We start from the raw sequence: 22,748 nt of genomic DNA, 5'->3' as shown, positions 1-22,748 counted from the left end.
GTGAGATCTCGTTCCGTCATTTATCTGGCGCTGGCAGCCGGCGTGTTCATGTTGTCCGCGTCGGGCGTTTTCGCCAAGGTCGCCCGCGCGCCGGCGGGCATCATCGCCTTCTACCGGCTCTTTTTCGCCACGCTGGCGCTGCTGCCGTGGCTGTTGAGCCACAAAAACGATCGGCGCGAGCTGCGCTCGCTTTCTCCGATTCAATATGCGGAAGGCGCGCTGGCCGGGTTTTTCCTCGCCGTCCATTACGTGATGTGGTTCGAGTCGCTGCGCTACACGTCCGTCGCCAGTTCCACCGTGCTGGCGGCGCTGCAGCCGCTGTTTTCGGTGATCTGGGGGCGGCTGTTCCTCGGCGAAACGCTGAGCGCCCACGCGCTGACCGGCGGCGCGATCGCCATCGCCGGCTTGGCGGTCGTGGGCTGGAGCGATTTCAGCGTCAGCAGCCAATCGCTGTGGGGCGATCTGCTGGCGCTCGTTTCCGGCGGCGTCATCAGCCTGTACTTTTTCTGCGGGCAGATCCTGCGCCGCCGCATGGGCGCCGTGCCCTATTCGGTACTCAGCTACGGCAGCAGTGCGGTCGTGCTGGCGCTCTACGCGCTCTTCATGGGCTATCCGTTCGCCGGCTACGCGCCTGGCACGTGGGGGGCGTTCCTCGGTCTGGCGCTGGTCTCGACGATCGGCGGGCAGATGGTGTTCAACGTGCTGCTCAAGTGGATCTCGGCCACGACCGTCACCATGGGGATCCTCGGCGAACCGGTCGGCACCTGCTTCCTCGCCTGGCTGTTTCTCGGCGAAACGCTCTCGGCGCGGCAGGCCATAGGCATCGCCGTCATACTCGCCGGGCTGGCGCTGTTCTTCGCCGCCCAGAGACAATCGCAGTCGGAGCGCAAGTGAACTCCGCCACGGTTCTCGGCCCGTCACCGAAGAAAAAAAAACGAAGCGTTTGTGCAAGGAGGTTCCTTCATGAAAGCTCTGGAAAAGAAAATTTACGATTATCTCGAAGCGCACAGGGAAGACATCGTCGCCGATCTCGTCGCGCTCGCCCGCTCCGAATCGCCGACCGGGGACAAGGCGGCCGCCGACGCGTGCGCGCGGCTGCTTGCCTCGCTCTACAAAGACCGACTCGGCGCCGCGACGCAGTTCGTGCCGCAGACGGAAGTGGGCGATCACCTCGTTACCGAGATCGGCTCGGGGTCCCGCACGCTGCTGATCGTCGGACATTACGATACAGTTCACGCACTGGGAACGGTGCCGGTGCGCCGGGAGGGCAATATCCTCTACGGCCCCGGCGTGGTCGACATGAAAGGCGGCGACGTCTCCGTGATCTGGGCGCTGAAAGCGCTTCGGGAGCTGGGCGTGAAGCTGGACAAGAAAGTTCTGATCGTCAACAACTCCGACGAGGAAACGGGATCGTTCCATTCCCGTCCGCTGCTGCTGGAAAAGGCGAAAGAGGCTTGCGCCTGCATCGTCGCCGAACCGGCCGTGGCGAAAAGCGGCCTGATCAAAGTCAGCCGCAAGGGCGGCGGCCAGATCCTCATCAAATGCTGGGGCAAGGCGGCCCACTCCGGCAATAATCCGCGGGGCGGCGTCAACGCCAACATCGAGCTGGCGCACCAGATCCTCTTCGCCGAGAGCCAGTCGGATTACGGCCCCGGCGGCAGCACGTTCAGCGCCAACGTGATCCGCGGCGGAACCGCGGACAACGTGGTCTGCGATTACGCCGAAGCGGTCGTGGACTGGCGCATGTGCGTGCCCGAGGAAGTCGAACGCGGCCGCGCCGTTTTCGCCGGGCGCGGGGCCGTGCTGCCCGGCGCGCGCGTGGAGTTCGAGATCAAACTGTCTCACCCGCCGCTGGCCGAGTGCGAGCCCAACCGAAAGCTCTTCGCTCTGCTTCAGCAGGTCGGCGCCGACCTCGACATGGGACTCGAGGCGGCGCCCATGGTGGGCGGCTGTTCGGACGGCAACGACATTTCCGCCGCCGGCGTGCCCACCATCGACGGCATGGGCGTGGTCGGCGACTTCATGCACAACCCGCAGGAGCAGGTTTATCTCGACCAGCTCGTGCCTCGCGTGGCCATGATGGCCTCCTTCATCAGCCGCGTATAACAAGGCGTCTCCGGCGAACAGCCCGGAGACGCCAAGAAGGGACCGCGATCGAAATCACGGTAAAGAAAGGTAAAAGGATGAAATATTTTCGTAAAACAACGCTGAGAAACGGAAGCCTCTGCGTCCTGCGCAGCGCGGCCGCCGAAGATGCCGCTGTGTTGCTGGAGCAACGCCGGTGCGCCGCGGTGGAAACAGACTTCATGTTGCGTTACGCCGATGAGATCGCCGTCGACGCCGAAGCGCAGCGGCGTTCTATCGAGGCGTCGGAGGCCAGTCCCACGGAATTGCTGCTGATAGCCGAAGTCGACGGCGTGCTGACTGCCAGCGCCGGTTTCGCGCCGCCCGTTCCCTGCGAAAAATGCCGTCATCGCGCCAGCGCGGGATTGTGCGTGCTTCGCGCCTACTGGGGGTGGGGAATCGGCTCCCTGCTCATGGAATCGTTGCTCGAGTGTGCCCGCGCGGCCCAGTTCGAACAACTGGAACTGGACGTAGTAACGGGTAACGAGCGGGCCGTCGCGATGTACCAGCGCTTCGGCTTCGTTACGTATGGCGTGCGCGAGAAAGCTTTCCGTTTGCGTGGCGGCGGGTACCAGTCTTTGTATCTGATGGCTCTCGGGCTTTAATGGAGGCGCCGGAATGCCCCTCGAGAGCGAGATCTTCCAGCGGCGGCGGCCCGACTTTTCGCGCTTCGAGGCCGCCGGCCTGAAAAAAGACGGGGGGGAGTGGCGCTGTTCGCGCGTCTTCATGGACGGCCAGTTCCGCGCCGACATCCGTGTCGACGCCAGGGGCGAGGTGCGCGGGCGCGTTTACGACCTCGACACCGGCGACGAGTATCTGGCCGTGCACATCCCCAGCCAGTCGGGAGCTTTCGTGGCCTCGGTACGGCAGGCTTACGCGGACGTGCTGCGCGATCTGGCGCAGCGGTGCTTTACCGCCCACGACTTCGTCGCCGACCAGTCGAACCGCGTCGCCGCGCTGATCCGCGAGCGCTTCGGCAACCCACCCGAGTTCCCGTGGCAGGACGATTCGTCCGCCGTGTTCCGCGAACCGCGCACGCGCAAATGGTACGGCGTGATCATGCGCATCGGCCGCGGCAAGCTCGAACCCGGGAAAGACGGCGAAGTCGACGTGCTCAACGTCAAGGCCGACGCCGCGGACGTGCCTGCGCTCCTGAAAGAACGGGGAATTTTCCGCTGCTACCACATGAACAAAAAATACTGGGTCACCGTCGCGCTCGACGATTCGCTCGGCGACGAACGCGTCATGGAATTGCTCGAGGCCAGCCACGCCTTCGCGGCTCGCGGCACAGGCAAAAGCTCCGCCGCGCTCAGCGACGGCGTTTGGATCGTGCCCGCCAACTACAGGTACTACGACGTGGAAAAGGGCTTCGCCGAAAATCCCGTGCACACGTGGAAGCAGACCGCCCGCGTGCGCCCGGGCGACCTCGTCTACCTGTACATCGGTTCTCCCGTGTCGGCCATCTACTGCAAGTGCCGCGTCCTCGAGACCGATATCCCCTGCGACTACGACGACGGCGCCGTGCGCATGAGCAGGGTCATGCGCCTGGCCATGCTGCGCCGCTACGGACGCGAACTGCTGCCCATGGTGCTGATGAAAAAATTCGGCGTCCGCGCCGTGCGCAGCGCCCGCCGCATGCCCGAAACGCTGCGCCGCGAGATCGACCGCCTCGAGGCGGAAAATCCGCAGGAAGCGCCGCCCGCCGCGAAAAAACAGGCGGACAGACCGTCAAAAACGCGCCGGATAAAATGAAAAATCGCCGCCGACGGCTCTCTCAAAGATCCGTCGGCGGCGATTTTCGTTTCTCAAAGCAAGCCCTCGCGCTTGAGCAGCGGGACGAATTCGCGAAGATCGGCGACGATGCACCACGCTCCGGCCCGTTTCAGCGTCTCGGCCGCGTTGCTGGCGAGCACGGCGACGCTGCGCATGCCGGCGCGGCGGGCGGCCTCCACGTCGATGGGCGTGTCGCCCACGTAAAGGGCGTTTTCAGGCGCGCAGCCCAGCAGTTCGGCGCCCTTGAGCAGCACGTCGGGCGCAGGCTTGGGGCGCGCCACCGCGTCGGCGCCGACCACGCAGTCCATCAGGCGTTCGAGGCGCTTGACGCGGATGACGCGGAGCGGCGCGATGCGGTTCGAGGCGCAGCCCACTTTGACGCCCAATGCGCGCAGTTCCGCGACGCATTCGACGGCGCCCGCTGCGGGCGTCATCATCGGCGCTTCGTAAGGCGCGCACTCTTTGACGTAGTACTCGCCGTATTCGGGGCGCTCGTCGCCGAGCAGCGCCCGCCAGAAATCGCGCGAATTGTAGCCGATCACCTCCAGCAGACGTTCGCGCGTGCAGCGGGGACGGCCGAAATGATCGGCGATCTTGTTGACGTTTGCCAGCAGCGCGCCGCTGGTGTCGATCAGGGTCATGTCGAAATCGAAGAGCACCGCTCTGATGGTCATGAAAAAACTCCTTCGAGGCATGAATCTCTTTGCGATAGACTCGTGCATTTTCACAAGCCGCAGGAAAAGCCAAGCACACCCCTTCGGCAAAACGCCGCCCGCCGGCACGAACGTTCTCCAACGGGATTCCTCGCGTCTCTCCCGAAACTGCGGCGCCTCGCATTGCATCCAATCTATATCCGACAAGAGATGATAGCATATACGGAAAAACATGTCCAGAAGAGACGAAGACCATATTTGTCTGAACAGCAAGCTCAAGCGACGCCAGCTTGCAAGCATGAAAGCGTTGTTACGGCACATAGGCTTTCGCTAGGATAGTACCTGAAAAAATCTTTGCCAATTGCGCACCCTTTCGTCTGCGAATACCCCATTTGACAAATCGGAATTCTCTGCCGCTCCTGGCTCCAATCGTGCTATAATACACTTACGCCCGCAATGAGACTCGCTGGCGGCATGCTAAGAGCGCAAGAATAAACGAATGGAGGACTGACGGTGGCACAGTTACACGAGACGGAGAACGTTTTGGCAAGTCTTGATGAAAAAGTGGAGACTCTGTACCGGTATCAGTCAGTCATGAACTGCTATTCGCTCATCTTGCGCGACTACGGTACGGGCATCGCCATAAGCGAAGTGGAAGCTCACACGCTGAACTACATACAAGCCGAGGAAGGGTTGACGGCGACGCGTCTGGCCGAAATTACCAACCGTACCAAGAGTTCCATCTCTCAAATCGTCTCGCGCCTTGAGAAGCAAGGCATGATCTCCCGCAAGGTCAATCTCAATAACAAGCGCGAGTACCGCATCTTTGTCACCGAAATGGGACGCAAAACCTGCGAGGCGCACCAAAGCTATGATCGCGAGGGAATGCTCGCGCAGATCAATTATCTGTTAAAAAATTGTACTCCTAAGGAAATCGATGGATTCTTTAAGGTACTTCGATACCGTATCCTTTGGTTCAAACGCGTAAACAGCACATTTCGCAAAAAACTCAACGCTCAAGAGAAAAAGCGGTATATGTCAGCGCGTTATACGGGTTGCTGAAAAAGGCGCTCGCGCTGTTTCTAATTTCTGACATGTCGCTTCCAAGGCTTCGAGAAACATCTGGACGCCACTTGGTTTCAATACGGCGATACCTTCCTTCATTGCAACGGAGACGTTCCGAAAGAAAAGCAGTTCGTTTTGCGCACCACGCGCAAAACGAACTGCTTTTTGTTATTTGGGACGCGGGCCTCAGACAAAAACGCTTGCAAACAAACGACGCAGCCAGCAGAATCACAGGGCGGCGATAAATAATGCTCGGCTCTCGACGAAAACGAGAGCGGCGTCTCGTAAAAGAAAGAATCAAGTCAAAAGAGCAATCAGCTCGTCCGTACCGGGAATGTCGCCGGCCGTTTTTCCATAATGAACGTAAGAGATCGACAATCTTCCGTCGAAGACAAAAACAGCAGGAAGCTGCAGTTCTTCGCCCTCATATTCGCCATGGGAAAACAATTGACGAGCCTTTTCGATTTTTCTCAGCGTCGCCGAATCCAGCATGCTTTCTTTGGACCGCGCGGGCATAATCTCAAAGCGGTGATACAGTTCCTGCTGCGGGTCGCACACAATGGAAAAAGGGAACGCGTCAGGAGCCAGCTGCCGCGCCAGCTTCTTCGGTTCAGACTGCAAAACGACCAGCAGCTGAGCGCCGCCCCCCAATATATGCTGATAATTGTCCGCTATCTCGTGCATGTCGTACTGACATAACGTACAGCCGTAATATCTCAGGAAGACCAGCGCCGTCCTGTTTGCCTTGCAAGCGGTGCTGCTCATGAGAAGTCCGCGCTCAAACGGAGTCTCATAGCGAAAATCCGGCAGGATGTCTCCAACTTTCAACCTTGCCATGCTTACCCCCTCCTTGAACAAGATCTCCCTCGCGAGAAACGCTCCTTCGTTCGCCCCACGAACTGCGCGACGCTCCAACGAGCTGCGGTCGACTCATATCTTGCAAATAAAATTCCATTTTTCACGCCATAACCCCGGCTGCGGCAGTGCCAACTAGAGTGCAAACGTCCAGCCGGAAATCGTAAAGAGAAACATCAGCAGGGCCGCAACGCCAATAAACGCCAGAACTTTGCCAAACGCCCACTCAAACCAACGCGGGAATGAAACCTTCACCATAGCCAGGCTGCCCACCGTCCAGCCAAGAATCGGGGAAATGATGTTCGTGAATCCGTCGCCGAATTGAAAGGCCTGAACGACCAGTTCCGGAGCCAAGCCCAGGACTTCCCCGATCGGCTTGATGATCGGCACGAGAATCGCGCCCTTCGACGTGGCCGAAGGAATAATCGGATTGATCACCGCGATGATCAGCATCATGCCGATCGAAGCGACCCAACGCGGCAGATCCATCAGCGGTCTGGTCAGCGCATATACAATGGTGTGCAGGACGTTCCCCTCGGACAGTACGATCGATACGCTCCGGGCCAAGCCGATGACAAAGACCACAAAGGCCATCGACGCAAGCCCCTTGGCGAACGAGTCGCCGAGTTCATCCGCGGACATGCCCGAGATTTTCCCCTGCACGAGCGCGACCACCATCATCGTCGCCGCCTGAACGGAGAAGCGCATATTGTAATCGTTGCTCATCAAACCGTACACCGTGATCAGAACAAACTGGCCGATAAACAGGAACATGTTGATCACGATTTTCCAATCCATGACGGCTGCAGGTACCCCGACCCCTTCGGCGCCGACGTCGGCGCCGGAAAACGGCTCTTCCTGATATTTCAGCGAGACCAACGGATCGCGGCGGATCCGCCGCACATACCTCAGCAACATGAGCAGCCCGAGGAGCATGAAAACGTTCAGAATAAGAAAACGCGTCATGAAGCCGCCGTACAGGCGGGTTCCCATCAGCCCCTGGATCACGTACATCTTCGTAGGGCCAGTCCCGAAACCAATCAACGTCGCAAATGTCGTGACGCCGATAGCGCTGATCGCATCAAGGCGCATTTTCCGCGCAAACGCGATACCGATCGGCACGACGGCGATCAGAGCGTCGGAACCACCGAAACCGCCTAAATACACCATCATACAGAACAAGGCGCTGATGAGCAGCGTATCGCTTTTTCCCTCGGTTTTGTAGATAGTCCAGTCGAGCAGCCTGTCAAAAGTCTTCGTGTCCAAGAAGACCTGCATGCACGCGCCGCAAATCATCACGATCATGATAATGGAAGCGGAACCCGTCAGCCCCGGAAAGATAGACAGCAGCGTCCTCAGCAAGTTAACCGGCGTCTGGTGACCGAGATAGCTGAACTTCGTGCCATCGAGGGCGCCGCTGGCCGTTTTGCCAAACTGCCCGGCGGGAATGACGTAGGTAAGCAGGCTGGAAAAAAGCAGCAGGCCGAGCATCAGCCACAGCAAATGGGGCATTCTGAACTTCTTCTTTTGCTCAGATTGTCTCTTCTTCTCCGTCATATTTTTTCCCCCTCGACGAGTCTCTACGCTTTTTCTTTGGAAGTTTGGCCCGGCGTTGCCTCTTCTCCTAGAGCGTTAACGTATTTCAGCGTTGCGATCAGACCGATATCCAAAACGTTCTCGTCCACGTCAAAATATGAGTTGTGATGGGGAGCGCCGCTCCCGTATTCGGGATTGTTGATTCCCAGATGAGCGTATACGCCGGGATAGCGGTTCAGCCAGAGGCTGAACGAATCCGAAGCGTACCAAGGCGCGCACGGCGACACGGTCCCATAAGGCAAAACCGTTTCCAGCGCTTTAGTCGCGAGCTCGGAATAGTGCGGATCGTTGATGGTCGGCCCAACGGAAATCTTATTGTATCTCTCGTTATATTCAACACTACAACGATGCATACGAGCCGTATTTTCCGCGACTTCGTGCAATATCCTGACCGCTTTGTCGCCCTCACTCATGCTGAAAAAGCGGAGCGAACCAAGAACGGTGGCCGTGTCCGGAATGACGTTTGCCACCTGGCCGCCCTGTATGGCCGTGATCCCGCAGGTGACGGTCTCGTTGGCGTCTATTTGATTCACGAACGCGACGGCCAGATTGTTAACGAAATTCGCCGCGCAAAACACGGGATTGATCGACAGATCCGGGCGCGAGCCATGCCCGCCGCGTCCGACGAACGTCAGCTCGACCCGGATGGCCCCGGCCATTCTCGGCCCGGCCTGAACGCAGATTTTACCGGATTCGAGAGCGTTATACACGTGAATTCCCCAGCAGGAGTCGACCTTTTTCGTTGCGAGTGTGTCCAACATGACCTGGATGCCGCCGCCATTTTCCTCGCCTTCTTCGAAACACAGATAAATGACTCCCGTCAGTTCGCCGATATGTTTTCTCAAGACTTTGCTTGCTCCCAGAAGCATTGCCGTGTGTGCGTCATGTCCACACGCGTGACAGGTTTCATCGGGCGTATCCGATATCACGACTCGCGCCCTTTTGAGATTGTCGGGATTCTCGGGCAGCGGCAAGGCATCGATGTCCGCCCTCAGAGCGATGTGAGGTCCCGCTCTGCCGGTGTCGAGAATACCGATTATGCCAGTTTTCACAAGCGATTCATAGGGAATGCCAATCTCGTCGAGCTGCTGTTTGATGAACGCGCTGGTCCTGACCTCGCGACCGCTTGTTTCAGCAAACCGGTGTATCGCTCTTCGGCAACCAATCACATAATCACGCTGTGCCGCCGCTTCGTTTCTGATCTCTATGTCATTCATCATGCCGATCACTCCTCTTGCCACGCTCGAACTCTCCTGCCTAAAAAGCTTTGGAGATATCGACTTCAGCGAATTTCCCATTCACGACAAACCGTGACGTCTTTCCGAAATGAAGAGCCTTCCAAGCCCGTCGTGCAGGGCTCCGAGCTCCCGCAAATATATCGCGCCGGAATGGAACGAACGAAAAAAGAAACAAAATCTTTTCCTGCGGGCAAGGCGAAAGCCCCCGCCGCTCGCCTATGGGAAAAGTTCTAGAGTCGCCCTGTCAAACGGAGGATCAGGCGTTGAACACGTATTTATCCAAGCGGTCAAAAGCCTCCTTGACACGGCTCAGCGGTACGGCAAGATTAATGCGGATCGAATTGGGAGCAAAGAACGGACGCCCATCCTGCCAGATGACGCCCACCGCGACACCCATCTGCTGAAGCTCATCGATTGTCTTGCCATGAGCTTCGCACCACTTGGTACAGTCAAGATAAAGCATGTAAGTTCCCTGCGGTTTGGCAAGCTCGACGCCTTCGAAATTTTTGACAATATAATCGTAAGCGTAATCGACGTTAGCGCTGAGGACTTGCTTAAGCTCGTCTACCCACTCATAGCCTTCCGGCTTATAGGCACCGATGAGAGCATGCATGGAAAGAACGTTCATCGAGTCGTAGTGGGATAACGAACTCTCCTTTTCCATACGCTCCCTCATCCACTTGTTATAGACGATGCGATAGGCGCCGACAAGGCCGGCGAGGTTGAAAGTCTTCGACGGCGCATAAAGGGCGACGACGCGATCGCGGGCATCCTCGGAAACCGACTGCGTAGGGATGTGCTTGTTGCCGGCAAGCGTAAGATCGGACCATATTTCGTCAGAGACGACGAACACGTCATACCTCTTGTAGATATCCATCGCCTTTTCAATTTCCCATCTCTCCCAGACGCGGCCGCAAGGATTGTGAGGGTTACAGAACACGGCGGCATGGATTTTGTTGTCTGCAATCTTCTTTTCCATATCTTCGAAGTCCATGCGCCAGACACCCGCGCCGTCTCTCTTGAGTGCGGAGTGGACAATACAGTAGCCGTTATTGACAAGACTCTTGGTGAAACCGATATAGGTCGGCGAATGGATTAGGATATTGTCACCTTTGGAACAAAATATATTCATGGCGGAAACAACGCCGCCCAGCACGCCGTTTTCGTAACCGATACACTCGGCAGTCAGCCCTTTGACGCCGTTCCGCCTTTCCTGCCACTGAATGATAGCGTCGAAATACTCCTGAGTCGGCCTGAAGTATCCATATGCAGAGTGCTTGGCGCGCGCGATGATGGCTTCGGGAATCGTGGGGACTGTAGGGAAATTCATGTCGGCCACCCACATGGGAATTTTGTCGAAGCCTTCTTTCACTTGCGCTCCCGGAATTGGGATCATATCCACTGCGATTGAATCCTTGCCATGACGCTCCATAATGGATGTAAAATCATATTTCACCTGCAACACGTCCTTTCTCCTATAGGTCTCAATAAAAGTTACAACCATATCCCTGCCCTGCGGAACCAGTCAATTGAGAACAGCCACGCCTTAAAAACCGAGCCATGACAATACGAAGTAATACGCGAACGAGAGGCCCACAAAAACAAGCACGATCGGCAGCGTTTTATAAATCAGAGCTCCTAAAGAACAACCGTAATCTTCAGCGCAGATCGTCAGGCAGACATGTACCGGCGACATCTGCATAGCGGCATAGCTCATGCTCATAACCAAGATAAACATGGCGAGCACGGGCTTCCCGGCGAGGGTAGACATCAGCAGAGGCATGGCCAGGGCAATGATTCCCTGGCTCCCCGCGACAATCGTGCCAAAGAAAAACACCATGGCAAAGATCATGAAGGTCGGGAGAGGCAGCATGCCGAAGAACGCAGGGAGCTTGGAGATCACGCCGGTAGCTGCCAGAATTTCTTTAAAAATCATCACTAGCCACGTGTTCGCCATTAGACGGACTTCAAATGCGGAACGCAAAAAAGGGAGTAGTTCTCCGAGCGAGAATTTCGCCACAAAAACGTTGAGAACGATGCAAAGGAACACAGCAACAACTACACGTATCTTGAACACAAGGATGAGGACAATGGCCAGAACGATGGGCCACACGCTGGTCATAAGCAATCTCCAGTAATAACCTCTCGTCTTGTCGGGGACAGTTCCCGTGTCCTTGGGAATCCGCCGCAGGTAGACGACGTATCCCGAGATGAACAGCGCAACCACCATAGGCAACATCGCCGTCATGAAATCGCTTACCGTCACAGTTCCATTGGTAAGGGTGACAGCGATAAAGATCGTTGTGTAAATGGGCAGAAAGCTTTCGGAAATATGTCGAAAGTAAGACGTACAGGCTGCCTTTTCAGGTATGGAGAGCGCTTCGCCCGCGCTCTTACGCACAATGGGACTGCAGAGCAGCACGGCGCTTACGGCCGGCAAACAGCCGATCAGAAACGGCGCAACGGCAACGTTGACTCGTCGATTATTGAAAAGCCCATTGAGAGCCATCTCGCAGTTGCTCAGATTCTTACGTTTCTCCATCATTCTCTGAATGAACGTGATCGAATAAAAGACCAGCAAAACCTCCAACGTCGGCCAGCTCGCCCCACCCTTGACAACGGCGCTCCATGCGGAGCTCAATGGAAGCTGGTAGAACGCGGCGGCGCCGATAATCGAACAAAACATCGCGACTGACAAAGGCTTCTTCGCCCACATGACGATAATGAGAATCGCAAAAACACCCAGAAGTTTTAATATGTCCATAGCTCGCCCCCGTTCCTTCTCAAATACGGCCCCAAAACAAAGAGCAAAACTGCTGCGGCAACAGCCGTTTTCGATCCTCCTTCATGCCCCCGTCATCGTAAAATCTATCTCCAATACTTAAGACAGCTTCCCAACGCGGAAGTTTCACCTGAATGAATTTAGGCTTTCTCGTGGCTCACAATCATGTGTACCTTCCTGCTGCGCACGACTCCCCAGATCAAAGCGCCGACTACGACGACAAGGTTGATGATCTTGAGAGCATAGCTCAACCTGATGAAATTGAACCAGATATTGAAAGCACATCCTGCGGTGCCAATCAAAGAAACAAGTTTCAACATGCCGTTACTGATCTTGAATTTAGAAGCCGCCCATTCTTCAGGGCAGATCTTTGGCAACCTGAATGTGCAGGCACAGATTACCAACAGAACGACGTTGTTGGCGACAAGACACATACTTCCCAGAGTCGCGACACTCAAACCGGAAACGATACAAACAACAGCGATGATATAAAGGATCCCAAGAATGATCCAAGGCACGCCGAATCTGTTGGTCGACGCCAATCCTGCTGGAAGCCATCCATCGTCGCAGGCCTGCATAGTGGGCTTCGGAGCCCAGGCCATCTGGCTGTTCAGCGTTGAAATCAGGGCAAATCCAGCGCCGCATACCATGAAGAAAACATACAACGGTTTGGAGAAGATCGTTTGCGCAACCAGCGCCAAATTTTTCCCCGCTACCTGCTCCAAGGGAAGGACCCCGCCAGCAACAATGCTAATCACTGCATACAATACGGCGACTCCCAACGTGGACGTCACGATGATGATTGGAATATCCCGCACGGGATTTTTTGCCTCCGCCGAAAGGTCGATGATACAAGTAGCACCGCCCGTAGCAAAAGTCAGCAGCGCACCGGCCTGAAGCATTCCCATCCAGCCCCCCGTAAAGAAAGTGGACTGAGCATAGTAATTCGGGGCAATTTTCGTCACTCCGACAGCAGCGAACATCGCCAATGCCACAATCAGAAAAACAACAATGAGATTTTGCGCCCAAGCAAATTTGTCAATGCCGCAGTAATTCAGTACGTAAAAGATCGTAAGTACGACCAACGCTACGGTTTTTTCGCTTCCGATGCCCAACAGAGAAATGAAGTAACTGGCAAAAGAGAGCGCATACATCGAGATTGACAGGTTTTGAAAGATATAAACTATGCTGTACGCACCTGCAAGCTTCGTGCCACACAACATTGCTGCCATGGTATAGCGTCCGCCGCGCAGACGGACCGTACCTGAGATAAAGAGCATTGGCAAAAACTGCGTAATAGTAATTGCCGCCGCAATCATAAACGCAAACGGAACCGATCGCCCCGTCATGGCTAGCGCCGCCCCGAGCAAGGTCATGATGCCTGCGCCGATAATTTGCCCAATAGCAGCGCTCATCAAATCCCAAAAACCCAAACATCTTTTCAGCTTGGTAGTAGAGCCGCCCTTGTTCCCGTCTTGTTGCATTCTTTCCACCTCCTGTTGTTTTTACAGAGCGAAAGCCCTGCATAAAATAGCGGTTACAAAAGTTTTACCCATACGCAGTAGACTCGGATCTCAATAATCAACATGTAAAAAAACGCCTCAAGCTTACATTTGAACCGCCAAAGATATCGGCCCAGAACATCTCAGAATGTCACATAGCAAGCCCCTAAAAAGATCCAAAGCACTTGCTTCCGCACGCATCTAAACGTGCTGCGAAATCTAGAGACAAAATTCGAGCGCTTCCTTATGATAGAATGAGAATTCAGCACGCACGATGGGAAAAATTTTCGCGGCCAAATAGTTCATATGCTAAACTATTAGAATCCTATCATTGAATTTTCCATACGTCAATATTCGTTTTAAATTTTCCTATAAAATTCCTCTTTCATGCGCTTCAGTAAGACGGTTTCCTTAGTTTTTCCGCCAGTGTCGCAAGGAGCAATATACGCCAAGCAAAAGACGCGATAAAATCCGTATAATCCTGTCATATCAAGGATTTAAGCAAAAAATCCATGAAAGGACAGATGTCCCGCAGATGATAAATACACGAAATCCATTCATCGCATTCGTCATAGAATACAAATTAAAAAAACATTTTGTTGAACTTTCCCCATGAGGGTGTTATTATCAACTCAGACAGTTTATATCATTAACTATTTTCGAGAAAAACCGCTTTTAATTGACGAAATGCAACACGTTATTTCATGCATACAAATAGCTTCATCTAAATTATATAGAACATATCTGTTATCGCGTTCAGCGTAGACCAAAGAAACACAGGAAGAACATGCGAACAAAAATCACAAGAAAACTCTTTTGCTATCAATATGTCTGCTTTCAGCAGTGCTTCACTTCGTGGAGTGAATACCATTTTTACCGGGAAAAGGAGCGATGACAAGAAATGTACAATTTCGACATGATAATCGATCGCCACAACACGTACAGCATCAAATGGGACAGCATTAAAGAAAACGCCTGCCCTCCTGATACGTTGGCCATGGGGACGGCGGACATGGATTTTGAAGTTTGCTCGGCTGTCGCTGAAGCCTTGGCACGTCGCGCGGCCGGTCACCGGATCTACGGTTACAGTACCAAGCTCAAAGGCTGCGACGAAGCCGTCTGTGACTGGATGAAGAAACGACACGGTTGGGAGCCTCGTCCAGAATGGATCTTGAACACGCCGGGAGTGGTCTGCGCACTGAAAATGATCATTCAATGTTTTACTTGCCCGGATGACGGCATATTGATTACGCGACCTGTATATTATCCTTTCATGCGTTCCATTGAGGGAAACGGACGGCGAATCGTGAATTCTCCATTGCTGCGAGACGGCTCTCATTATGATGTGGATTTTGACGACTTCGAGGAGAAGATCCGCCGTAACGGCGTCACCATGTTTCTCCTTTGCAACCCTCATAATCCGGTGGGACGAGTTTGGACAGCCGATGAACTGCGAAGAATGGGGGAAATCTGCGCGCGCCATCACGTGCTTATAGTCACCGATGAAATTCATTGCGACTTCACCTTCGCCCCTCACCGCTTTGTCCCCTTTCTGATCGCCAATCCTCATCTCGAAAACGAGGTTGTCGTTTGCACGGCACCAAGTAAAACTTTTAATTTGCCAGGTTTGAAATATTCCAACATTTTCGTTCCTTCACGAGAGAAAAGAAAAAAACTGCTAGACCATCTTGAACGATGCGGAATCACTACCTGCAATCTGTTCGGTTATATTGCATGTAAAGCCGCCTATACACGAGGAGCTTCATGGTTTGACGGGGTGCTGAAATATCTGAAGAGGAACTCGGACTTTTTCAGGGAGTCGATGGCTCGAGAGCTTCCCATGATGGTCGTGTCTGAATTGCAAGGCACTTATTTGGCGTGGGTCGATTTTAGTGTCTTAGGACTGTCAGACAAGCAGTTATATGAGTTTATGATTTACGATGCGCATGTCCGACTTGACGATGGCATCATGTTTGGGCCAGAAGGCAGTGGCTTCCAGCGTTTCAATCTGGGATGTCCACGGAGCGTGATTGGTGAATCTGTCACCCGAATCAAAAGAGCGGCGGACGCGCGAGGACTTATTTAACTGTCTTCTTAATGAAAAAGATATATCGTGAAATTAAGCGCTCTTGAGATGGGGAATAACGTGGAAACATCGTTAACGCGCGCCTACGGTTCCTTCATATCCTTACCTTTTCGACGTTAAGATATATCGTCTGATTGTGGGTGCCGCCGGAAGGCAAGTTGGAGGCGTCTTCCTCACGTCGATCGGCAACCATCCTTTGCGTTTTCCGGCGACAAAGTCTTTCCCGAATTTATTAAAAAAATTTGCGCTGTGACTTGCTATACAAAGGCTATTTCAAAAGCTGAACACACTCCCCTAAAGCAGACGCACGAGGAAAAGCCGCGTGTCGATTGAGTTAGAGGAGTATTTTTATTGGGACAGCCTCTCATGGGAAAACAACAATGAGCGGAAGTATGGAGAGCCCCAAGTATCCATAGAGAAAACGTGCTCTTTTCACATGCAGCGTTTGCATAACCAACTCTTTGAACACTGCCCATTTTCTATTTCTCTTCTCATATATAAATTCCTTTGCCGTGTTCTTTTTTCCCGATTCTTCGGTGCCAAAAGCGGCGCGACAGGATATAATGGGACCGTTGCATTGCGTTTGCCTTGCGACAGGGGGAGCGATCTTCATGATCTACGATGTGACCAGAGACCTGGCGGCCGGAGAAGATCTGCCTTACGAAAACGACTGCGTGATGATCTTCCGCACGGGGCACGGCGGCGTGACCGTGAAATTCGATTCGGGCGTTTCGCGCGCCGAGGGCGCCCGCATCCTCGCCCGTCTCGCGGCGGCGCTGGCACGAGACGGCGCGGCTGAAAAGCGGGAAACTGCCGAAAACGTGCCGGAACAGCAGGATTTCAATTTCGGCGTCGTCGATCCCGACAGCGTCACCGAAGATTTGGTGCGCTGGCGCGACGGCTACGCGGCCTACAAGCTCGAAGGCGGCGGCTGGTGGTGGGTGAAATGGCGCGGCGACACGGGCGAACGTTGGGGGCTCAGCGGCCCGATGATGGGCTCGGTCGAAGTGCGCAAGGGACCGTTCGACAGCTTTGACGACACGCTGGCCAATCTGACGCTGTTCCGTTCCGAGGGCGCCGCGTCGGAGCTCCTGCAGGGCTGAGCAGCCGCAATGGATGGGGCGCATCTTCTCGCGGCAGCGGGCATCGTCTTTTTCGGCGGCGCCGTGCAGGGCGTGTCCGGATTCGGCATGGGCATGATCAGCGTGCCGGTACTGCTGCGCTTTCTGCCGCCGGCAGCGGTGACGCCGCTGTCGCTGATCGCGGCGACGTTCATGAACTCTTTTTTCCTCTGGAACCTGCGGCGCAGCATCCGCCTGCAGCTGATCCTGCCGATCCTGGCGGGCGCGGCGCTGGGCGTGATGCCGGGGATCTGGGCGCTGAAAACGGTACCGGAAGGGCCGTTCAAGACGACGGCGGGGCTTTTCATCGCGCTGGCGGGCGCGTTGCTGTGGCTGGGCTGGAAATGTCCCGCGGAAAAACGGCCGCTGCAGCTGGGCGTCGGCTTTGCCTGCGGCGTGCTGAACGGCGCTCTGGCGGTCTCGGGGCCGCCGATCGCGATCTTCCTCGCCGCCGGCGACGTCAGGAAAGACGTGTTCCGCGCCTCGATCTCGGCCTTTTTCCTGATGCTGAATCTGTTCACGCTGATCGGGCTGGCGCAACAGCGGCTGCTTGTCCCCTCGCTGCTGAAAGAGGCGCTGCTGCTCGCGCCGGCCGTGCTGGCCGGCGCGTTGGCGGGGTTAAAACTGGCACAGCGCGTGTCGGGAAAGCTCTTTCGCGTTTTCGTGATGACGATGATCGTCGTCTCGGGGCTGTCCCTGTTGCTGTGACGGCGCCGATTTTTCAGAAAGGAGCGTTCTTCATGAACGATATACTGCAGCAAACGTACGCGCTCGGGCAGAGCGTCTGGTACGATTCCATCAGCCGCGGGGCGATCCGCGGCGGCGAATTGAAAAAATTGCTCGATGCGGGCGTGCGCGGCGTCACCACCAATCCCGCCATCTTCCAGAAAGCGCTGGCCGGCTCCGCCGATTACGACGCCGACGTCAAAGCGCTGATTGCCGCCGGCAAAAACGACGCGGAAATCTACGACGCACTGACGCTGAGCGAGGTGCGCGAGGCCTGCGCGCTCTTCCGCCCGCTGTGGGACGAATCGCGCGGCAGCGACGGCTTCGTCAGCCTCGAGGTCAATCCGCTTATCGCCGACGACTGTTCCTCCACGGTGTCGGAGGCGCTGCGCCTGTGGAAGGCGCTGAACTGCCCCAACGCCATGATCAAGATCCCCGCCACGCCCGCGGGCGCCGCCGCGCTGGAAGAATTCGTCGCCGCGGGCGTGAACGTCAACGCGACGCTGATCTTCTCGCTGGAACAGTACGAAGCTGTTGCCGAGGCGTACATCGGTGGTCTGGAGCGGCGCGCCGCCAGGGGGCTGCCGCTGGATCAGGCTTCGGTCGCTTCGGTCTTCGTCAGCCGCATCGACGCGGCGCTCGATCCCGTGCTGGCGGAAAAAGCTCCGGCGCTGGCCGGGCGTATCGCCGTCGCCAACGCCCGCGCCGTTTACGCCAGGTTCGCGAAACTGTTCTCGTCGCCGCGTTGGCAGGCGCTGGCCGCCAAGGGCGCGCGCGTGCAGCGCCCGCTCTGGGCCAGTACGGGCGTGAAGAACAAAGCCTATTCGCCCACGCTCTACGTCGATTCCCTGATCGGCAGGGACACGGTGAACACGCTGCCGCCGTCGGCTCTCGAGGCGTTCATGAAGCAGGGAACGCCCGCCGACACCGCGCGCACTCCCGGCTTCGCCGACCAACTGGCGGCGCTGCCGGCACTCGGCGTCGAGCTGGCCGCCGTCACCGAAAAACTGCTGGCCGACGGGCTGGCTTCGTTCGCTCAGTCCTTCCGCGACATGATGGGCATCATTGCCGCCAAGCGCGCGGCGCTGGTCTGAGCCACGACTTCCCCGAAAGGAGCCGCTTCTTTGAAATATCTGAAATCATGCCTCGCCCTGCTGTTTCTTCTCGGCGCTTCGGCCGCCTGGGGCGCGCCCGACCGCGGCCAGGAACTGTTCGGCGTGTTCCTGCGCAATCTGGCGCCGGAAAAAGCCTATTTCCAGCTCAGCTCGGCGCCGCGCGAAAACGGTTACATCCCCTGGGGCTATCTTGAATGCGTCAACGCCGACGTGCGTGGCATGCGCATCCGTTCGCTGAAAATGGACTGCTTCGACGCGCAGGTGACGCCGCCGGCGCAGTGGGCGGGCATGGAGCACCCGCGCGTGGAATCCATGCTGGCCTGCCATGCCGAGGCGACCTTCACCGAGGACGACGTGAACGATTTTCTGCGTCGCCACGTTTTCGGCCACGAAAAAGAGTGGCAGAGCGTGCGGGTGAAGATGAGCGACGGCCGCATCAACGCCACGGCCTATTACCGCGCCGACTTGCGCCTGATGCGCCTCAAGATCCGCCTCGACCTTTCCTGCCGCATCGTTCCCCGCGGCACGGCGTTGTGGCTCGACGACATCAGGCTCAAGGTCAACAGCCAAGAAGTTTCGGCGGGAGCGGTCGAACGGGCGCTGCAGAAGATCCAGCCCTTCATCGACATGAAAAAGTACAATCTGCCGCTGTACCTGAGCAAGGTCGAGTTCCGCGACGGCCAATGCTCGGTGCACAGCCGTATCCTCCCCAAGCCGCTGCCCGGCGGCCTGCGGTGGGACTATGCCGCTTCGCAGCCCGAAAAGAGCGCGGCGGAAAAGCGGGCTTCTTGAAACGGCGCGGGCGCGCGCCGCTGAAAAACATCGAGCAGGGAGGTTTAAACCCATGAACTGGAACAATCAAGACGGAAACGGCCCTTTCGGCGGGTTCCCCTTCGGCACCGGAGGTTCGCAACGCCGCGAACAGCGCCCCTCTTTCCCCAAAGTATCGCTGCCCTTCAGCAGGCGCACGCTGTTTTTGCTGGCGCTGCTGCTGATCGTCGCCGTCGGGCTGCCGATGATCGCCTCGTTCCTCGCCGATTATTACTGGTACGAGGCCGAACATCTCACGTCGGTCTTCTGGACGCGGCTGCTGCCGCAGTGGGCGCTGCTGGGCGTCTTTTCGGCCGTCGCCTTCGTGATCGTCTATCCCAATCTGCGCGCGGCGCTGCGCGTCGCCCGCGGCATCCCCGGCGCGAACGACGTGCTTTCGCTGATCCTGAACCACAAATGGAGCCGCTGGCTGCCGCTGGCCGTCGGGCTTTTCATGGCCGTCAGCGCCGGTTCCGACTCCATGGGGCAGTGGCAGATGATCCTTCAGTTCGCGCACGGCGGCGCCTTCGGCGTGAAAGACGCCATTTTCGGCAACGACGTGGGATTCTACGTGTTCTCGCTGCCGTTCTGGAATTTTTTGCAGAACTGGCTCATGGATCTGCTGTTCAACGTGTTGGTCGTCTGCGGCGCGCTGTACGCCTTCCGCCTTTTCAGCGGCGCGCGCCTCGGCAGCGTCGAGATCCCCCGCCCCGTGCGCGCCCATGCGCTGACGCTCGGCGCCGTGCTGACCGCGCTCTGGGGGCTGTCGTATGTGCTGCAGCGCTATCTGCTGCTCTATAACCCCAACGGCGTCGTTTTCGGCCCCGGCTATACCGACATCCACGCCACGCTGCTGGCGCTGTCGGCGCTGGCCGCGCTGGCTTTCGCCGCGGCGGGGCTGCTGCTGTTCGCGATCAGGAGCAACCGCAGCTGGAAATTCATCGGCATCGTCGTCGGCGTCTTCGTCGTCTGCAACGTGGCGCTGCGCGGGCTCTATCCCGAGCTGGTGCAGCGTTATATCGTGGTGCCCAACGAATTCGAGAAGGAAAAGGAATACATCAGCAACAACATCGAGGCCACGCTCCACGCCTACGGCATGGACAAGATCGAGACTAGCGAGATCACGCCCGACGCGGGGCTGACCGTCGAGGACGCGGCGGCCGATCCGGAGACGCTGGAGAACATGCGCCTGTGGGACTACCGCGCGTTGCTGCGCAGCTACAAGCAGCTCCAGGAGATCCGCAGCTATTACGATTTCTCGGCCATCGACATCGACCGCTACACCATCGGCGGCAAGATGCGCCAGGTGATGCTGGCGCCGCGCGAACTGGACCTGAGCGGCATGCAGAACCGCACCTGGGTCAACCAGCACCTCGAGTTCACGCACGGCTACGGCATCGTCATGAACGGCGCGCGCGAAGTGGGACAGAACGGGCAGCCCAACCTCTGGATCAAGGACCTACCGCCGGTCAGCGCCGTGGATCTGCCCATCAGCCGGCCGCAGATCTATTTCGGCGAAAACCCGATGAGTTACGCCTTCGTCAAAACGTCGGTGAAAGAATTCGACTATCCCATGGGCGAATCCAACGCGCGCAGCACCTACGAGGGCGACGGCGGCGTGCCCATCGGCTCGCTGTGGCGGCGGCTCGTCTACACGCTGGCGTTCGGCGACTCGAAGATCCTCTTCTCCGACGTGTTCACGCCCGAGAGCCGCGTCATCTACGAGCGCAACGTCCGCGCCCGCCTCAACCGCGCCGCGCCGTTTCTGACCTACGATTCCGACCCCTACATCGCCGTGATCGGCGGCCGCATCGTCTGGATCGTCGACGCGTACACCACGTCGAGCCTCTATCCCTACTCGGAGCCGGTCGGCCAGCGTTACCGCCGCGGACGGCTCACCGGCGGCATCAACTACATCCGCAACAGCGTCAAGTGCACCGTCGACGCCTACGACGGCCACATGAAGTTTTACGTCATCGACGAACAGGATCCCATCATCGCCTGCTGGCGGCGCATCTTCCCCAGCCTCTTCACGCCCGGCGGCGAGATGAGTTCCGAGCTGCGCGCCCACCTGCGCTATCCGCGCGACCTCTTCTCCGTGCAGGCCAACATCTACCGCACCTACCACATGGCCGACCCGAACACCTTCTACAACAAGGAAGACGTGTGGAACACGCTGCAGGGCGAGGCAAACGAGGGCACGCTGTCGTCGTACTACGTGATGAACAAGCTGATCGGCGAGAGCAAGCCCGAGTTCCTGATGATGACTCCGTACACGCCCGTGGGGCGCGACAACATGATCTCCTGGATGGCCGGCCGCTGCGACGGCGCCAATTACGGCAAGCTCGTGCTCTACCGCTTCCCCAAGCAGACGTTGATCTACGGCCCCAACCAGATCAGCGCCCTCATCAACCAGACGCCGGAGATCAGCGCCCAGCTCTCGCTGTGGTCGCAGCGCGGCAGCGACGTGATCCTCGGCCATCTGCTCGTGGTGCCCGTCAACAACTCGCTGCTCTACGTGCGCCCGCTGTACCTCAAGGCCAGCCAGAGCGACCTGCCCGAGCTCAAGCGAGTCATCCTCTCCAGCGGCGGGCACGTCGTCTGGGACGAGACGTTCGAAGGCGCGCTGGAAAAACTGCTCAACTATCGGCCCGGCGAGCAGGACGCCTCACTCTCGCTCCCGTCCGGTCAGACTCCGCAATCGGGCTTCCAGCCAGCGCTCCCCGCTGCCGGAGACAGCGAAATCCAGGCCCTGGGGCGTCAGGCGAAAAACGCCTGGGACCGCTCCCAGCAGGCCCTGAAAAGCGCCGACTGGAACGCCTACGGTCAGGCTATGGGCGACCTGGAAAAAAGCCTGAACGCGATGTTCCCCCAAGGGATCCAGTAGCGCTGTATTGTAGAGAAAACGCAAAGCCTCGGCCCGTTCCGGTTCGCACTGATATGCTCCCCCCATGAGGGGCAGTGGGATAAATCACTGTCAATTATGGAGGGAGCATATCAATAATTGTATATTATGGCTATTCTTATAATATTGTTGTTGTAAATATCGTTTTATTAGAAACTATAAGACTCAGCTTATTCTCTTCTCGTGTTACATTTGGCTCGTACATCTAAAGTTATTTCTGTAACCTGAAGCGCGCATAAACTGCCTGCCATGTGCCATCGCTTTCAGGAAACTCTCTCCACTGCGCCCCGTTTCCAGCGATTCATATCATCACCCTGCCGTGGATCGTGTTTTGCTTGGACGTCCGTGTTGACCTGTTTGGGGCTGGTAACAAGATATCTTTGATCCAATCCCATTC

The 22,748-nt window shown here is 57.0% G+C and carries 18 protein-coding genes; 11 read left to right on the top strand and 7 right to left on the bottom strand.

All coding sequences use genetic code 11. The features are described 5' to 3' along the window. The 4 genes from B0D78_RS00375 to B0D78_RS00360 all read left to right on the top strand — a co-directional run bounded on the left by B0D78_RS00375 (window position 1) and on the right by B0D78_RS00360 (window position 3,876). A complete protein-coding gene (locus B0D78_RS00375; RefSeq protein ID WP_078015005.1) occupies window positions 1–894 on the top strand; it encodes a DMT family transporter in 894 nt (297 codons plus the stop codon). A gap of 69 nt (window positions 895–963) precedes the next feature. Next, window positions 964–2,106 carry a M20 family metallopeptidase gene (locus B0D78_RS00370; protein WP_240496069.1) on the top strand — a complete coding sequence of 381 codons (1,143 nt, stop codon included), beginning with the start codon at window positions 964–966 and terminating at the stop codon, window positions 2,104–2,106. A 77-nt stretch (window positions 2,107–2,183) separates the two neighbouring features. Beyond that, entirely contained in the window at window positions 2,184–2,729 is a 546-nt protein-coding gene (locus B0D78_RS00365) for a GNAT family N-acetyltransferase (protein ID WP_078015003.1), read from the top strand. A gap of 13 nt (window positions 2,730–2,742) precedes the next feature. Then, a complete protein-coding gene (locus B0D78_RS00360) occupies window positions 2,743–3,876 on the top strand; it encodes an MmcQ/YjbR family DNA-binding protein (protein WP_078015002.1) in 1,134 nt (377 codons plus the stop codon). 53 nt (window positions 3,877–3,929) lie between these two features. Here the strand turns inward: B0D78_RS00360 and B0D78_RS00355 are convergent, their stop codons facing one another. Continuing rightward, on the bottom strand, window positions 3,930–4,571 hold the full coding sequence (locus B0D78_RS00355) for an HAD family hydrolase (protein ID WP_168169938.1): 642 nt from the start codon (window positions 4,569–4,571) through the stop codon (window positions 3,930–3,932). A gap of 492 nt (window positions 4,572–5,063) precedes the next feature. Between B0D78_RS00355 and B0D78_RS00350 the strand changes: the two genes are divergently transcribed. After that, the gene (locus B0D78_RS00350; RefSeq protein WP_078015000.1) at window positions 5,064–5,612 is read left to right on the top strand and encodes a MarR family winged helix-turn-helix transcriptional regulator; all 549 of its coding nucleotides are present in this window, start codon (window positions 5,064–5,066) and stop codon (window positions 5,610–5,612) included. A gap of 300 nt (window positions 5,613–5,912) precedes the next feature. On the opposite strand, the gene B0D78_RS00345 is transcribed toward B0D78_RS00350, so the two are convergent. The 6 genes from B0D78_RS00345 to B0D78_RS00320 all read right to left on the bottom strand — a co-directional run bounded on the left by B0D78_RS00345 (window position 5,913) and on the right by B0D78_RS00320 (window position 13,570). Beyond that, window positions 5,913–6,473 (bottom strand): redoxin domain-containing protein, encoded by a 561-nt coding sequence (locus B0D78_RS00345; RefSeq protein WP_205948232.1) that lies wholly within the window; start codon window positions 6,471–6,473, stop codon window positions 5,913–5,915. 132 nt (window positions 6,474–6,605) lie between these two features. Further along, complete coding sequence (locus B0D78_RS00340; protein ID WP_205948231.1) at window positions 6,606–7,982, bottom strand: AbgT family transporter; 1,377 nt, start codon at window positions 7,980–7,982, stop codon at window positions 6,606–6,608. Between the two features lie 68 nt (window positions 7,983–8,050). Further along, complete coding sequence (locus tag B0D78_RS00335; protein WP_168169937.1) at window positions 8,051–9,307, bottom strand: amidohydrolase; 1,257 nt, start codon at window positions 9,305–9,307, stop codon at window positions 8,051–8,053. A 253-nt stretch (window positions 9,308–9,560) separates the two neighbouring features. Beyond that, window positions 9,561–10,769 carry a MalY/PatB family protein gene (locus B0D78_RS00330; protein WP_240496068.1) on the bottom strand — a complete coding sequence of 403 codons (1,209 nt, stop codon included), beginning with the start codon at window positions 10,767–10,769 and terminating at the stop codon, window positions 9,561–9,563. Between the two features lie 81 nt (window positions 10,770–10,850). Then, entirely contained in the window at window positions 10,851–12,068 is a 1,218-nt protein-coding gene (locus B0D78_RS00325; RefSeq protein WP_078014996.1) for a DUF401 family protein, read from the bottom strand. A 158-nt stretch (window positions 12,069–12,226) separates the two neighbouring features. Then, window positions 12,227–13,570 carry an APC family permease gene (locus B0D78_RS00320; RefSeq protein ID WP_078014995.1) on the bottom strand — a complete coding sequence of 448 codons (1,344 nt, stop codon included), beginning with the start codon at window positions 13,568–13,570 and terminating at the stop codon, window positions 12,227–12,229. Between the two features lie 919 nt (window positions 13,571–14,489). On the opposite strand from B0D78_RS00320, the gene B0D78_RS00315 reads away from it, so the two are divergent. The 6 genes from B0D78_RS00315 (at window position 14,490) to B0D78_RS00290 (ending at window position 22,333) form a co-directional block, all read left to right on the top strand. Beyond that, window positions 14,490–15,674 (top strand): MalY/PatB family protein, encoded by a 1,185-nt coding sequence (locus B0D78_RS00315; protein WP_078014994.1) that lies wholly within the window; start codon window positions 14,490–14,492, stop codon window positions 15,672–15,674. A 611-nt stretch (window positions 15,675–16,285) separates the two neighbouring features. Further along, complete coding sequence (locus tag B0D78_RS00310; protein ID WP_078014993.1) at window positions 16,286–16,777, top strand: hypothetical protein; 492 nt, start codon at window positions 16,286–16,288, stop codon at window positions 16,775–16,777. Window positions 16,778–16,786: 9 nt separating this feature from the next. Next, complete coding sequence (locus B0D78_RS00305) at window positions 16,787–17,503, top strand: sulfite exporter TauE/SafE family protein (RefSeq protein WP_078014992.1); 717 nt, start codon at window positions 16,787–16,789, stop codon at window positions 17,501–17,503. Between the two features lie 32 nt (window positions 17,504–17,535). After that, the gene (gene tal, locus B0D78_RS00300; protein ID WP_078014991.1) at window positions 17,536–18,615 is read left to right on the top strand and encodes a transaldolase; all 1,080 of its coding nucleotides are present in this window, start codon (window positions 17,536–17,538) and stop codon (window positions 18,613–18,615) included. Between the two features lie 30 nt (window positions 18,616–18,645). Further along, window positions 18,646–19,428, top strand: a complete 783-nt coding sequence (locus B0D78_RS00295) for a hypothetical protein (RefSeq protein ID WP_078014990.1) — start codon at window positions 18,646–18,648, stop codon at window positions 19,426–19,428. Window positions 19,429–19,480: 52 nt separating this feature from the next. Continuing rightward, a complete protein-coding gene (locus B0D78_RS00290) occupies window positions 19,481–22,333 on the top strand; it encodes a UPF0182 family membrane protein (protein ID WP_078014989.1) in 2,853 nt (950 codons plus the stop codon). The last annotated feature ends 415 nt before the right edge of the window (window positions 22,334–22,748 follow it).

It is taken from the genome of Pyramidobacter sp. C12-8 (assembly GCF_002007215.1).
GTDB lineage: Bacteria > Synergistota > Synergistia > Synergistales > Dethiosulfovibrionaceae > Pyramidobacter.
The sequence above is the reverse complement of the archived record's forward strand: the minus strand, read 5'-3'. Positions and strand labels throughout refer to the sequence as shown.